This is a genomic window from Desulfosporosinus sp. SYSU MS00001 (assembly GCF_049943955.1).
GTDB lineage: Bacteria > Bacillota > Desulfitobacteriia > Desulfitobacteriales > Desulfitobacteriaceae > Desulfosporosinus.
In genome coordinates this window covers 16,786-30,958 of sequence record NZ_JBNFTW010000007.1, presented here as the reverse complement: position 1 = coordinate 30,958, position 14,173 = coordinate 16,786, and the positions used below count along the sequence as shown (strand labels likewise).

Here is a 14,173-nt window from a genome sequence, read left to right as displayed (position 1 = left end):
CTAGACCCAAGAGTCCCATACCTCCGGTTTATATCCTACTGTTGCCAATTTTCCATTACGTACAATCGGTGTTTGATAAAGGCTCGAATGCTTCAATAACATCTCTTCCTTGCCCTGGGGTGTAATAATTCGGTCCATCATTAATAGTTTATAATCTTTGGCCTCAGAATTAATTAAATTATTTAAACCAACTGCAGACTTAACACTTTGCAGTTCGCCTTTACTTAAGCTAAATTGTGCTAAATCAATAAATTGATAAGAAATTCTTCTCTCTTTAAAATAGCGTTCTGCCTTTTTGGTATCAAAACATTTCTTGACGCCAAAGATTTGGATAGTCATTCCTTAGCTCCCCTTACTGTAATTCTCCTAAAATGCATCTGCTTAAATTATGGCATTAATCCAATGAACTGATACTTACACTTACACCAAGCAAGCATTCATAATGAGACAGATTCATCTTTCCTTCTTATTCCAGAATTGAAACTATGAAGCGTCATGCCAAGAATCACAAGTCCAATACCGATAATTGATATGATGCTGGGGTAATTTCCCTTTAAAATGAATATCTCTCCCAAGAGCGAAAAAATGATTTCACCGGACTGAGTTGCTTCAACTGCGGCAAGTTTATGAAGATCGCCTCGGCTAAGATCAGTTGCTGTGAAAAAGAGGACAGTAGCAATTACACCGGACGACAGAGCTACAATCAATGATTGAATAACTTGTTGATGACTAGGAAGTCCAGCACTCATATAGCCATAGATAGAAAGGATCAGCCAGAACGGAAGGCTTGCTAATGTCATTCCCAGAACTCTTTGATAGGTATCCAAACGTTCCCCGCAAACTGCCATCATTTTGCGATTACCTAAGGGATAGGCGAAAGCCGCTGCAATGACCGGAAGCACCCCAAGCAGGAGCTCCCGTAGGGCTAGATGTTGAATTTGCTGACATTGGATAACAGCGACCCCTATCAGTACGATTAGGGAAATCCATAGACCTTTCACGGGAATTCTCGAACGTACTTTTTGTAGCCCATTGCCTGAAGAAACAACTTCAAAAAAAAATGGGGCCAGTAAAGAACCAGCAACAATCGTAATTTGCCACGTACTTGCCACTAACCAAGCAGGCCCGTAAGCAGCGGCAAAACATAAAGGAGCATAAAACAGGCCAAAGCCAACAGTACTCCAACCAAGCCATAACCAAGGCCTTCTTACCAAATCCAAAACAAGTATTTTCAAATTTCCCCGGAGAAGAACAATTAAAAACAGCGGAGGCACCATAAACTCATAGCGAAGAACAGCACTCCACACCCAACTGCCTCCTGCCAGATTCATTGCCCGATTAAGCACAAAGGTGAAAGCAAAAAAAAATGATGCTAAAACACCCAAAATAATGGCTTTCAAAGCTTTCCTCCTCAAAAAAGTCTGTTATTAGGTTTATCCTTTGTCTAGAAATACAACTCTATATTGCTTTTTACTATTTTAAACGTTTTTATGGTATGCGTTAATTTGTTTATACCATTACCATAACATTATTGTATAATATAACGTTATGGAGGACAAGAATCCTCTTTAAAAGGCACTTTAAGCTCTATCCCTTTCTGTCTAAGATTTTCTAAACATTCTTCTAAGTATGCCCTGTTATGTTCAGTGTAAATATGAGCGGATGTCGGAATATCTAATTTTCTCAGCGCAAGACCGGCCCAGGGTCCAATATTTTTACCTCGGTATTCAGGGCCATACCACTTCTGATCTGGGTTGTATCCTCGGCGTTCCATTTCTTTAAGAACAAGACGATGAAAGCTTACAAGTTTTTCGACGTTGTAAGCAAAAACATAATCGACTGTCGAATGCTTTTTTCCCCACCCTTTGCCTCGCAAAGCGCAGCACTCACGGTGTTGTCCAAGAAGTTGGGCGCGAGGCAAGAAGGGTAATAGATCTTGATGCCAGAGCCGCATTGAACCACCCTTCCTTAGCTGCTATAAGAATGAACTTTGAAACATGATCGTTTAATAAATGAATTCTCCGGGATCTAAGTGAACTTCCCGACATATTTCGCTAACGACATTCTTTTCGACCGGTGAGAATTCTCCATCAGCAAAACCGATGGCACAGCATAGTCGGGCAACTAAACGGGCTGCTTCGGGTTTATTTGCGACTTTGCCAACAGCTCTCAATGCTTCGACTTTACCTAACATGGGGTCATTTTTAATTCTTTGAACATATTCGGTAAATCGACTGTCAACATCTCGAATATTTATACCGCGCATTTCTTGACTGGTCCTGAAATAGTCTATGAGTTTCTCTCGTTCTGAAGGATCGATTACTCCGTCTGCCATAGCGACCAAGGCACTCCCAGCCACCAGAGCATCAGTAAGGTCTTTGCCCATATACTTATTAACGACATTTCTGGCATTTTCCGTTTGTTGTTGGAGCCACTGAGCAGTATTGGTATTACTTGCCGCATTCCAACGTTCTCGACAGCTCAAGCAAACAAATTCCATGTTTCTGCTGCCAATAAAACCGGCCAGCAAGCCAACGGGCCCTAGTAAAATGCCCCCTACGAAAGCTTTGCCAATTCCAAATCCTTTCTTTCCTGCTGTTATTTGAGTCGAATGACAGCGCGGACAAGTCAGACCGCCATGATCCTGTGGATACCCTGAATTTCGGGATAGTTCAGAGGAAGGATAGTTTGTCTGTCCATACGGTGTGCTCGCATAAGAACTCCCATAATTTGCATGATCGGCACTGGTCTCTTGTCTATTTCCATAATTACCTGAAGAGAAATTTCTTCCATTACTAAGGTTTCTACTTGTTGCCGGTTGATCTTCTTCAACATCCAACCCAAAATTTCGGCAGAGGGCTGCCAAACCACCTTGGAACCCACTTGCTATGGCATGGAATTTCCATTCCCCGCCGTGGCGATATAGCTCAGCAGCTACAATCGCTGTTTCGACTGAAAAATCCTGACCTAAGTCATAATTTAGCAATAATTCATTGGTGTTTGCATTAATAATTCGAACGTAAGAGCTTTTTATATCGCCAAAGCTTTGTCTCTTTAGTTGAGCATCATTGATGGTAATCGTAAAGGCAATTCTTTCAATATATGATGGCACAGCTTGAAGGTTAATTCGGATCTGCTCATCGTCTCCGCTTCCAGACCCTTTCTTATTGTCGCCGCTATGTTTAACAGAACCCTGGCCACCAGATGGGTTATTATAAAAAACCAAATCCTTTTCATCATTGACAAGTCCGTTGGAACTTAACAGAAAAGCTGAAGCATCTAAATCATAATCATAACTATTCTTAGAAACATTCGGAGCCCACCCCAAGCCAACAATAATTTCTTGCAAATTCGGATGGCTTTTAGTCAAATCGACCTTTTGCCCTTTACTAAGTCTAACGGCCATTTACTTTCCCTGCCTTTCTATTTAAAAAACGTCAAAATCCTAACTAAATTAAATGAAGTTTACCATATAAAACCAAGGCCATGCAAACATTATGCTAAAACTATCTAGCTCGTTAAGCTGCATTGAAAAGTAACTTAAAACATATAAAGCTCCTCCTTGTAGTAAAATAAACAGTTTCTATTTAAACTGTCCACCACCACAAGAGGAGCGTTTCATCCACTTTCTTTTGAAGTTTTGCCAGATATTCTCTAGATATTCTTATGTTTTAGCAAAATAACAAGCATCCGTCTTTAAAGTAAGTATCCATCGGAAATCTAGTCAAAAATGACTAGAGCTAAAAACTCTAAATTCTGGTTCCCCGTATTTTCAATAGCATGTTTTTCGCCGCTGCGAGTAATAATCACATCTCCGGGTTTGACAGATTTTTGCTCTCCATTGTCATTTAAAAGGCCTTCCCCGCTGAGAATGACATAAGTTTCAAAATCTCCGACATGCTCATGAAGGCCAAGAGACGCCCCAGGAAGGAGTACATTTTTGGCAAATAGTCTTCCCTTGCCATTAAATTCATCAACATTAAGCAAATGAGTTATTTGGAGTTCTCCTTTTCCCCCGAAGCGTTCAAAAACTGTTTCTTTTTTTAGGGAATCTCCATGTTTTAACATTTAATGTCACTCTCCTTTGATTTGATTACCGAATAATTATATCATATCCTCTTTTAGATTAAGGAATATTTCCCGATTTTAATTTTACAGACTATTTTCTCAACATAAAGTTTAGTTTCCATCTTGAAGATGTTTATATGATCTATAAAGAAATCTTCAAAAAATATATGTTATAATTTAACAAGTGTTTGTGAGCTAGTGTGTGAATGCCTCAATCTCAAAAGATCTTTCGATTATGTGTCCCTTGATTTTAGCATATATTAAATGTTGATGAAGATAGGATTAATGAAAGTAATCTGGCTAGAAAGGAATGGTATCATGGCTAACAATTTAGAAAAATACGCGTTACTTATCGTAAAAACCGGCTTAAATCTCCAGCCGAATCAGACACTCGTTGTTATGTCTCCTATTGAATGTGCATCATTTGCCCGCTTAATTGCCCAGACAGCTTTCCAAGAAGGGGCAAGAGATGTCATAATTCAATGGAGAGACGAACTCTTTTCAAAAATTCGTTTTCTCAACGCCCCTGATGAAATATTCGATGAATTCCCTGAATGGCAGAAAGATTTTTATCTCTCTTATGTTCATCAGGGAGCTGCTTTCTTAACTATTTCTGCTTCTGACCCCGAACTTATGCAAGGTGTCAGCCCTGAACGCATGATGAAAGCCCAAAAAGCAAGCAGTATGGCTTTAAAAGAATACCGCGAGCATCTTATGAGTAATCAAAATGTTTGGAGTATCGTTTCTATTCCCACCGCAGCCTGGGCTAAAAAAGTTTTTCCAGATCTACAACCTGAAGAAGCACTAAACAAACTATGGGAAACTATTTTCATGACAGTACGAGTTGATACAGAAAATCCGATTATGGCATGGGATAGCCATAAAATCAACCTCAAAAAGAGTCTGGATTTTCTCAATAACTATGCGTTTAAATCACTCCACTACAAGAATTCTCTGGGCACAGATTTAACCATTTCGCTCTCCCAAAAACACCAATGGCTTGGCGGTTCAGACTTCACACCTGAAGGCATTGAATTTATTGCCAACATGCCTACAGAAGAAGTGTTTACATTGCCTGATCGAAATGGAGTTAATGGCACCGTCATTAGTTCAAAGCCCTTAAATTACAATGGAAATTTAATCGAACATTTTTCCTTTACGTTTAAGGATGGGAGAATCGTTGCCTTCTCTGCGAAGAAGGGGTACGACACGCTGAAAAATCTCATTGCAACAGACGAGGGTTCTCATTATTTAGGTGAAGTTGCTTTAGTTCCTTTTGATTCTCCTATCTCAAATTCAAATATCCTGTTTTACAATACACTTTTTGATGAAAACGCATCTTGTCATTTAGCTATAGGTAAAGCCTATCCTGTATGTATTAAGAATAGTGCAGCAATGGATGCAAAAGAATTACAAGGGTTAGGAGTCAATGATTCCTTAATACACGTTGACTTCATGATTGGTACGAATGATTTAGAGATAATCGGAGAAACATGGGATGGAAGAGAAATCCCAGTCTTTCAAAAAGGAAATTTCGCCTTCTAACCCTCATCACATAAGAGCGGATTGTTGGGCTGCCCATAATAGTTCACTTATTTGTTATTCTTTTTTCGATACAAAATAGAACGATGAATTCCTAACTTCTGGGCAGCTTCACCAACACGTCCGCCGCATTCTGCTAAAACTTGGTTTATATATTCTTCTTCTACTGCCTTGATAACATCTTTTAAGGTTCCTTGATATATTCGCTTCTTGGCCGACATATCATTATCCATGAATGATTCAGATCGTGTTAAGCTGTTGATGAAAAAATCTTTCTCGAAATTCAAGATATCACCGGCCGATGTTATGAACAACCGCTCAATAACATTTCGTAATTCTCGTACATTTCCTGGCCAATTATAACTATATAGTGCCTGTGTCGCATTTTTGGACAGTATTTTATGCAAAGTATATTTTCTATTTAAATCTGCCAAAAATTTATTGGCTAAAGCCAAAATATCCTCAGGCCTTTCTTTAAGAGGCGGTAAATTTATAGGTATTACATTTAAGCGATAATATAGATCACTTCTAAATAGCCTTTGATTAATCATAGTTTTCAAATCTCGATTAGTAGCAGCAATAAATCGAACATTAGCTTGATATGTCCTTGTATCACCTAATCTTTTGGCCTCTCCTGATTCTAAAACTCTCAGCATTTTTGATTGCATCGAGAGAGGTAATTCAGCAATTTCATCTAAAAACAACGTTCCGCTATTAGCTATTTCGAACAATCCCGGCTTTCCCTGAGGGTTTGCTCCTGAAAATGCCCCACGAACATAGCCAAAAAACTCCGATTCCAGCAATTCATGGGGAATAGCTGCACAGTTCACGGGAATAAATGTTTCTTTTGAGCGGAGACTATTCCTATGGATGTGTCTTGCCATAACCTCCTTGCCTGTCCCCGTCTCACCAATAAGCATTACAGTACTATCTGTTTTAGCGATAAAATTGCTGCTCTTCAAAATCTGCAGCATCTGCTTACTTTCAGCTACAATTTCTTTATTCTCCATATCGGAATCACTAAGGTATTTAGCAGCAGTTTTATAGAGATGAGCTGTAGTTCTTTCTCTTTCTAAGGCTTCTATATATTGATTAACGACATCAATGTCTCGAGCATTTGTTATAACCATGACAATTTCATCGGATTCATTCATCAATGGTTTGCTCGTCACCATTTGTTGATCACCTTGATGGTTTCTAACAATTCCCGACACAATCGAACGAGTTTTAATAGCCTGCATGGTTGGAGACCAATCGTAGACTCCTCTTTTAACAAAATTTCTAACATTCTTTCCAATTAATTGATCCGTAGTTAATCCCATAAATTTTCCGGTCCCTTTATTCACTAAAAGTACATTGCCAAATCTATCGGTAACAAATATTGAGTCATAAGAGTTATCGAGTATCTGTTGCAAAAAATGCTGGCCAACAGACGTTTTAAAGTCTGTAATAGATTCCTGTTGATTTGTTTTTTGATTTTCAGAGACCATATTATCACCTTCTCTTAATTGATATCTAAGATGAAAGAGAATTTGGTCGAAAAAAGAAAAAGAGATACTATTCTTAACTACAAGTACATAAAGTGCAAAAATTATAGTACTAATCTATTAAATGTGTATTAAATATTCTGAATTTTATATTATTTACTGTTAACATTAGTTCGCCATCTTGCTCTAATAACCTTCTATTCTTATATGTGAAAAAACTTCTATCCCTATCTGAATAAGATCATTATAGAAATTAAAATAAAATAGAACCAATCATAAATTAATTCTTACATTGGTTCTACTTTAAATCCTATGCCTCAACATACTTGAAATAGATAAACGGTTCCGTGGTATTCATCAGCATTAAAAGACTTTAATGACAAGGGCTGCACCGGTATCGCCTGCCGCGCATCCTGCAAATAGACCATACCCGCCTCCGATAATAGTCAATTCTTCAACCATTTCCATGATCGCTCGACCGGCGGTAGGTCCTTGAGGATGCCCGTAAATCAGTGAACATCCATAATTATTGATTTTCATAACATCTATTCCCATTTCATTAGCCATATAAAGATCATTTGCTGTAAAAGGACTGTGAGTTTTGATGGCTTTAACATCCTTAATGGATATTCCGGTCTTATCCAAGGCCATTTTGGCAGCCGGAACAGGAGCCATAGCCATATGAGCTTTTTCAGCACGAGCAAAACCATATGACATTACCTGAATTTGAATAGCTTTGTCAGTACTCAGATTTAGAGCGTTTTCCTGGCTTGTTACTATAACTCCGCAGTTTCCATCTGCAGGGTAGGTCTGAGCTCCATAAGATAAAACTCCTCCGGGAATGACAGGTTTCAATTTCGTTAATCCCTCTAGTGTTGTGGAAGTTACACCTTCATCGGCTTCCAGAACTCCGGTTTTCTTTTTCGTGATCTTGAATTCAACGGGAACCATGTATCGTTTTTGGAACTCGCGATTATTAGCTAATGCATCCTGGTACTGTTCATATCGTCGCATCGTAACTCTATCAATGTCTTCTTTGCTAATTCCGCCGGCTTTTTTAACAACGTTTTCTGCAGTTTGGATCATGGCCACACCGCCCCAAGGATCTTGCGCAAAATTATCCATCATCCAACTTTCTGATATAACCTCACCACCAGGCCCCTGGGGATTGGGCCAGATTGTGAAAGGTCCATTGGAACAACGATCCGTGAGTAAACAAAAGGCAGTATCATATAGGCCAGTCTCAATCGATGCAGCGGCATGATTAATGGACGTCGTAGATGTTGAACAAGCCTGGGGAATGTGAACACCAGGAATATCCGGTGCGCCCATGAGTGCTGCTGCCCATGGAGCAGCATAGAATGAGTGCAATTGTCCGATTGTTTTACCAAAAACAAGATATTCGAAAATTTTCGGATCAATTTTTCGGGTTTCAAACCATTTCTTAGCTGTTAGGGCAGCTAACTCAATGGAATTTTCATTCTGAAGACTACCTTGCCAACGGGCGAAGGGAGTACTGTAGTAGCCGCCATAGGGGATAAAGGCTTTAGTATACATTCAATGACCTCCTTGTATAAATCATATAATTAGCCATAATTATCTTATAGAATCATTCTTTCGACCAAATCTTGACTTTAGGTTAACATCTCAACAATTCTTAAAGACTGCCGGCTGTTTGTTAATAAAAGCTTTTATGCCCTCATGGAGATCTTTGGTATGGAAGACTTTTTCCACATATTGCATTTCCATTTCCATTGCATCCGGCAGAGAAAGCTCGATTCCCTTATTAACCAGATGCTTGGCATAAGATATTGCCACACCTGCTCCTTTGGCTAATTGTTTGGCAAGCTTCAAAGCCTCTTCTAAAGCCTTGCCCTGAGGTACGATTTGATTGATTAAACCAATCTGCAATGCTTCTTCTGCTGAAAGAACTTTACCGGTAAACAACAATTCCTTTGCTTTGGCTTGCCCAACTAACCTTGCTAATCTTTGAGTCCCGCCGAGCCCGGGAATAAGACCCAGATTCACTTCCGGCAAACCAATTTTTGCTTTTTCGTCGGCAATTCTCAGATCACAGGCTAAAGCTAATTCACATCCCCCGCCTAATGCCAGACCATTTAAGGCCGCAATAACTGGCCTTGGTGTTTCTTCAAGAAAGGCAAACATTTCTTTATAGATCGTTGCATTTTCTCTTGGACCGTTTTCCATTTGTTGGGGAAAATCTTTAATATCCGCCCCGGCAACAAAACACTTTGGCCCTGAACCTGTGATTACTATAGCCCGTAAATCCTGATTTTCTTCAACATCTTTCAAAATCTTCTTTAGTTGTGACCTGACCGCCAACGTAAGAGCGTTAACTGGGGGATTGTTGATGGTAATTACGCCCACATCATCTGTGATTGTAAGTTCAACGACATTATTCTCAGCCATAAATACTTCCTCCTGATTTAGTAGGTTATTTATCATAGTCAAACCAGCCGCCGCCGGTTTTCTTACCCAGTCGTCCGGCGCGAACCAAAGATTTTATAGTCTGAGGAGGATTCCACTTCATATCTTTAGATTCGTTAAATAAGTAATCTCCAACATGTACGGAAATTTCAACACCGGTAAAATCCATAAGTTCGAAAGGACCCATTGGATAGTTCAAGCCTAATTTTACGGCTGTATCAACATCTGCTGGAGAAGCAATTCCTTCTTCAACGATGCGAATGGCCTCAAGGAACTGTGGCATCATGATCCGATTGACAATAAATCCCGGGGTATCCTTCTTTACAACTACCGGAGTTTTACCCATAGCCAAAGCCGCATCGGAAGCTAATTTTACCGTCTCATCACTGGTATAATAACCTCGGATAACTTCGACCAAACGCATGATCAATGGAGGATTGAAAAAGTGCATGCCAACGACTTTCTCTGGACGGGAAGTTGCCGAAGCCAAGGTTGTTATTGACATTGAGGATGTATTGGAGGCAAAGATAGTTTGCGGTGGGCAAATTTTATCGAGTTGTGCAAAAGCGCTCTTTTTAACTTCTAAATCCTCAAATATAGCTTCAATGACAAGATCAACGGTGGTAAGATCCTCCATATTGGTCGTCAAAGTTATGCGCTGCAGTACTTCCTCTTTTTGTTGCACGGTCATTTTCTGTTTGGCTATGCTTTTATCAAGAAAACCGGATATTCGCTTAACAGCACCTTCGACAAATCTCTGTTCAACATCACAGAGAACAATTTCAAAACCTCTAACAGCTGCTAAATGAGCGATTCCTCCCCCCATTGATCCGGCACCTAAAACCCCAATTTTTTTTATTGACATCACGCTACCTCCTTATTCTGATAAAGCTTTAATAACTCTTTTATATTTACAGGTGTTTGTTTTAAACTCGGTTCGGCACCTCCTTTCGAAATTAAGTCATTTGTACGTTCTCATTCGCCTTAGCCTAAAAATCTTCTTTCATCTTGTAAGAACACATTTTCGTTACGCTGAAATGTATATAATGCAATTCCCATGCCAAAATACCCTGGGAGCATTCTCCCTGTTTTGCTGCAAAACAGAGACAGTGAAGTCGTTCAGCTAAAGCTGTACATCGGGTCTTCCCACTTGTAGAAGTGAGAGTCTTACGATTGGATAAAGCCTTGTGAAATAAGTCCCTTGTAAAAAATCTTTCCTATCCTTGTAAAAAAATTTTCACTGAATTAAGAAAAACAATAAAAAAATAAGCCTTCCGAAGGATTCTCTTTATCCTGGGAGGCTATTGGAACTTTACAAATTAGCAAATCAAATACGAGGTAATGTTTTAGCAAAATCCCATTGAGAATTTATACTCAAAGATGTAATCAAATTCAAACGGTATACTTGCCGTTCTCTGAAATAGCGCCGGCAATTTCTTGTCTCAAGGAGATCGTATTTTGTATCCTATAATTTGTTAACCGCTGCAAATTTGCCAACTGGTTCTCTAAATCCTTTCCCTGAACCAGGGCTGTTAAAATTTCTCGGGCAGCTTGTTCGATACATCCTATACTGGTGTTAATATAAGCAATAGCCATCTTGAACTTCAGCTTTGCCTGCTCTTCACCTTCATTAAGCAACGATTTTTGTGCCCGAAGCCATGCACTTTCCAGAGCGAAAATCCGGATTGCAATATCTGCCAATCTTCCTAATAGTTCTTGCTGTTTCTGAAGATCTTTTCCATACTTCTCAAGTACATTGCCAAAGGTCAACAAAAAGATATCCTTTGCTGCCTGTACTTTTCCCTCTTCCCCTTCTCTGACTATACTTCCCGCTTCAATTTTTTTCCTGAGCTTATCAACCTCTTCTTGAAGAGGTAAATCTCCCTTCATGGCACGACGAAATAGAGTTGTAGGTATTAAAACTCTATTTATTTCATTAGTTCCTTCAAAAATCCGATAAATCCGTGCGTCTCGGTAAAGTCTTTCAATGGGATATTCGGAACTAAATCCATATCCTCCGTGAATTTGTACTCCTTCATCAACAACAAAGGCCAAAGCTTCCGTAGCAAAAACCTTATTCATAGAACATTCTAAAGCATATTCTTCAATACCCTTCGCAGCAATCTGTCCTCCGTTTTCACCTGAAGTGTCTAAACTATTCATCATGTTTTCCAGAAGACCGCCTGTTCGATAAACCATGCTTTCTGTCACGTAAATTCTAACGGCCATCTCAGCCAATTTCTCCTTTATAAGGCCAAAATTGGCGATTTGTGTTCCGAATTGCTTACGTTCAATGGCATATGAGGCCGCTAATTCAAGGGCATACTTGGCATTGCCCACAGAATTTGCTGCAAGTTTGTAGCGGCCTAAGTTCAAAATATTAAATGCCACCACATGACCCCGGCCAATTTCAAATAGTAAATTTTCTGCCGTAACATGAACATCTTCAAAGATTACAGATCTAGTCGAAGATCCTTTTATGCCCATTTTCTTTTCTTCAGGTCCCGTGGATAAGCCAGGGGAATCTGCGTCTACAATAAATGCTGAAAACTTATCTCCATCAATTTTGGCGTAAACAATAAATATATCAGCCATCGCAGAATTTGTTATAAACTGCTTCGTGCCATTAAGAATGTAATACTTGCCGTCGGAACTTAAATCTGCCCTCGTTTTAGCCGACATTGCATCCGATCCTGCTCCGGGTTCTGTCAAAGCATAAGCTCCTATGATATCGCCGGTAGCGATACCCGGTAAATACTTTTTCTTTTGTTCGTGATTACCAAACATCACAATAGGCATACTTCCGATCCCCGTCTGACCGCCTTGGGTCATAGCGAAAGAACCAGATCGGCCCATACACTCGGCGATAATGGTAGTACTTATTTTGTCCATCTCGATACCACCATAGTCTTCAGAAATATCGGCACCATTTAATCCTAACTCTCCGGCTGCCTTGAGCAGTTCTCTATTGAGTCCCTCTTTTTTAGCTTCCAATTCATCCATTCGGGCTAAAACACTGTCAGTAACGAAGCCGGCCGCCGTTCTGTAAATCATTTTGTGTTCTAATGTAAAATCTTCCGGGGTAAAGATATCTTGGGGATTGGTATGCTCGAAAAGAAAACTTCCTCCTTTAGGTAATTTATTCATTAAACTCACTCTCCCTATTCCTTTCAATTATTAATCCATTAACTTGTACTCAGTTTTGGTATTGAAGCAAACCTTAGAGATTGATCAAGTGTATCTCTTATCTTTAGTGATTAAGCCTTTATGCCCGCTATATTTTCGATACTTTTTCCTCTTGTCTCTGCAATAAAAAATAGAGCAATGAAAGCGGCAATAACTGCAGGAACAGCAAAAAATATAAAGATTCCCCTGAAACCAACTCCTAATTGCTGCACATAGCCTGCAGCGATGGGACCGAAAAAGCCGCCGACTCGGCCAAAAGCTTGGGCCCATGATACACCGGTTGTTCTAAATTCAGTTGGATATCCTTCCGCAAGGAGTGGTTGAGTACCACTGAGTCCCCAATTCATTGCCAAGCCTACCAGCATTCCGCAAATTACAACTTGCCATTGATTTAAAGCAATACCGAGCAAGAGAATTGCGGCAGCTGTAAAAACCCAGCCAAAAATCACGTTGATTCTTCGACCAATCTTATCAGCCGCATACCCTGTACAAATACCGCCAATCATCCCAAAAACATTTTGTAAAACAGCGAAGGAATAACCTTTCACCAAGCCATACCCTTTACCAACGAGAAGTGTTGGCAGCCAACCATTAATTCCATAAATAACGACAGAGCCCATAAAATATATAATCCAGAGAGCTATCGTTGTCTTGCGATAATCCACTGAAAAAATAGCACTTACACCGACTTTGGACGGAGGAGGTGGGATCACTAAACTACCCGGAGCATATTTCCCCGCCTGGCCTTTAGCTGTAATTTCCATGTGTATTATTTCTTGTATGGCATCAATTTCTCTCCCTTTTCCTAGGAGCCAATGTGACGATTCAGGAAGTACAAAGAGCAATATAAAGGCGTAAATAATTGGCATACCTCCGACCAAATAACAAACACGCCATCCATAGGCCGGAACAATATATATGGCTGCTATTCCAGCCACGACCCAGCCCAAAACATAGAACGACATAATCGATGAAGTAAAATATCCTCTATTTTTAGTCGGTGAACTCTCAGACAACATGGTCACGGCAACAGGTATGACCGCTCCAAAACCAATGCCACTTAAAATTCTGAGTAGAGCAAAGGCCTCAAAACTATGGACAAAATAAATAGGAAACGTTAAGAGGGAGAATAGCAGGCAAAAGAATGCAAGTGTTTTTTTTCTGCCTATCCGATCGGAAATAACTCCAGCAATAATTCCTCCAATCATCAAGCCTATAAGACTCCACGAAGCAAGGCTTCCGGTTTGCACCTTTGATAAGCTCCATTCTTTCGTCATTTGAGGCATTGTATAAGAAACGACCATATAATCAAATCCACAAAAAAGGAGGGCAAAACCTATTAAAAAGTAAATTTTAAATGTATATTTTGACAAACCTATACCATCAACGATTTGGGATATGGACATTTTTTCCATCATCTTACCTCCTCGATATTACTTGAA

12 protein-coding genes are annotated in these 14,173 nt (G+C 39.7%); 1 reads left to right on the top strand and 11 read right to left on the bottom strand.

Annotation, left to right across the window (positions count from 1 at the left end; all coding sequences use genetic code 11):
- From ACPUYX_RS13470 to ACPUYX_RS13450, 5 genes are all read right to left on the bottom strand, one after another.
- Positions 1-339: an arsenate reductase family protein gene (locus tag ACPUYX_RS13470; protein ID WP_426380157.1), complete on the bottom strand. Its 339-nt coding sequence runs from the start codon at positions 337-339 to the stop codon at positions 1-3.
- 98 nt (positions 340-437) lie between these two features.
- Complete coding sequence (locus tag ACPUYX_RS13465) at positions 438-1,400, bottom strand: DMT family transporter (RefSeq protein ID WP_426380156.1); 963 nt, start codon at positions 1,398-1,400, stop codon at positions 438-440.
- A 146-nt stretch (positions 1,401-1,546) separates the two neighbouring features.
- Entirely contained in the window at positions 1,547-1,954 is a 408-nt protein-coding gene (locus ACPUYX_RS13460) for a TIGR02328 family protein (RefSeq protein WP_426380155.1), read from the bottom strand.
- A gap of 51 nt (positions 1,955-2,005) precedes the next feature.
- The gene (locus ACPUYX_RS13455) at positions 2,006-3,406 is read right to left on the bottom strand and encodes a TerD family protein (protein WP_426380154.1); all 1,401 of its coding nucleotides are present in this window, start codon (positions 3,404-3,406) and stop codon (positions 2,006-2,008) included.
- 314 nt (positions 3,407-3,720) lie between these two features.
- A complete protein-coding gene (locus ACPUYX_RS13450) occupies positions 3,721-4,068 on the bottom strand; it encodes a cupin domain-containing protein (RefSeq protein ID WP_426380153.1) in 348 nt (115 codons plus the stop codon).
- Between the two features lie 285 nt (positions 4,069-4,353).
- Here ACPUYX_RS13450 and ACPUYX_RS13445 point away from each other — a divergent pair, with 285 nt between their 5' ends.
- On the top strand, positions 4,354-5,613 hold the full coding sequence (locus ACPUYX_RS13445) for an aminopeptidase (RefSeq protein ID WP_426380152.1): 1,260 nt from the start codon (positions 4,354-4,356) through the stop codon (positions 5,611-5,613).
- Between the two features lie 47 nt (positions 5,614-5,660).
- Here the strand turns inward: ACPUYX_RS13445 and ACPUYX_RS13440 are convergent, their stop codons facing one another.
- The 6 genes from ACPUYX_RS13440 to ACPUYX_RS13415 all read right to left on the bottom strand — a co-directional run bounded on the left by ACPUYX_RS13440 (position 5,661) and on the right by ACPUYX_RS13415 (position 14,146).
- Positions 5,661-7,100 carry a sigma-54 interaction domain-containing protein gene (locus ACPUYX_RS13440; protein WP_426380151.1) on the bottom strand — a complete coding sequence of 480 codons (1,440 nt, stop codon included), beginning with the start codon at positions 7,098-7,100 and terminating at the stop codon, positions 5,661-5,663.
- A 360-nt stretch (positions 7,101-7,460) separates the two neighbouring features.
- Entirely contained in the window at positions 7,461-8,654 is a 1,194-nt protein-coding gene (locus ACPUYX_RS13435) for a thiolase family protein (protein ID WP_426380150.1), read from the bottom strand.
- A 90-nt stretch (positions 8,655-8,744) separates the two neighbouring features.
- Positions 8,745-9,527, bottom strand: coding sequence for an enoyl-CoA hydratase/isomerase family protein (locus tag ACPUYX_RS13430; RefSeq protein WP_426380149.1), 783 nt, complete (start codon positions 9,525-9,527; stop codon positions 8,745-8,747).
- 25 nt (positions 9,528-9,552) lie between these two features.
- Positions 9,553-10,410, bottom strand: coding sequence for a 3-hydroxyacyl-CoA dehydrogenase family protein (locus ACPUYX_RS13425; protein ID WP_426380148.1), 858 nt, complete (start codon positions 10,408-10,410; stop codon positions 9,553-9,555).
- A gap of 527 nt (positions 10,411-10,937) precedes the next feature.
- Positions 10,938-12,692 carry an acyl-CoA dehydrogenase family protein gene (locus ACPUYX_RS13420; protein ID WP_426380147.1) on the bottom strand — a complete coding sequence of 585 codons (1,755 nt, stop codon included), beginning with the start codon at positions 12,690-12,692 and terminating at the stop codon, positions 10,938-10,940.
- Between the two features lie 110 nt (positions 12,693-12,802).
- Positions 12,803-14,146, bottom strand: a complete 1,344-nt coding sequence (locus ACPUYX_RS13415) for an MFS transporter (RefSeq protein WP_426380331.1) — start codon at positions 14,144-14,146, stop codon at positions 12,803-12,805.
- Positions 14,147-14,173: the final 27 nt, after the last annotated feature.

Coding starts and splice junctions, on each gene's coding strand:
- ACPUYX_RS13470 (WP_426380157.1), bottom strand. CDS start 339: ATGACTATCCAAATCTTTGGCGTCAAGAAATGTTTTGATACCAAAAAG.
- ACPUYX_RS13460 (WP_426380155.1), bottom strand. CDS start 1,954: ATGCGGCTCTGGCATCAAGATCTATTACCCTTCTTGCCTCGCGCCCAA.
- ACPUYX_RS13455 (WP_426380154.1), bottom strand. CDS start 3,406: ATGGCCGTTAGACTTAGTAAAGGGCAAAAGGTCGATTTGACTAAAAGC.
- ACPUYX_RS13450 (WP_426380153.1), bottom strand. CDS start 4,068: ATGTTAAAACATGGAGATTCCCTAAAAAAAGAAACAGTTTTTGAACGC.
- ACPUYX_RS13445 (WP_426380152.1), top strand. CDS start 4,354: ATGAAAGTAATCTGGCTAGAAAGGAATGGTATCATGGCTAACAATTTA.
- ACPUYX_RS13440 (WP_426380151.1), bottom strand. CDS start 7,100: ATGGTCTCTGAAAATCAAAAAACAAATCAACAGGAATCTATTACAGAC.
- ACPUYX_RS13435 (WP_426380150.1), bottom strand. CDS start 8,654: ATGTATACTAAAGCCTTTATCCCCTATGGCGGCTACTACAGTACTCCC.
- ACPUYX_RS13430 (WP_426380149.1), bottom strand. CDS start 9,527: ATGGCTGAGAATAATGTCGTTGAACTTACAATCACAGATGATGTGGGC.
- ACPUYX_RS13425 (WP_426380148.1), bottom strand. CDS start 10,410: ATGTCAATAAAAAAAATTGGGGTTTTAGGTGCCGGATCAATGGGGGGA.
- ACPUYX_RS13420 (WP_426380147.1), bottom strand. CDS start 12,692: ATGAATAAATTACCTAAAGGAGGAAGTTTTCTTTTCGAGCATACCAAT.
- ACPUYX_RS13415 (WP_426380331.1), bottom strand. CDS start 14,146: ATGGAAAAAATGTCCATATCCCAAATCGTTGATGGTATAGGTTTGTCA.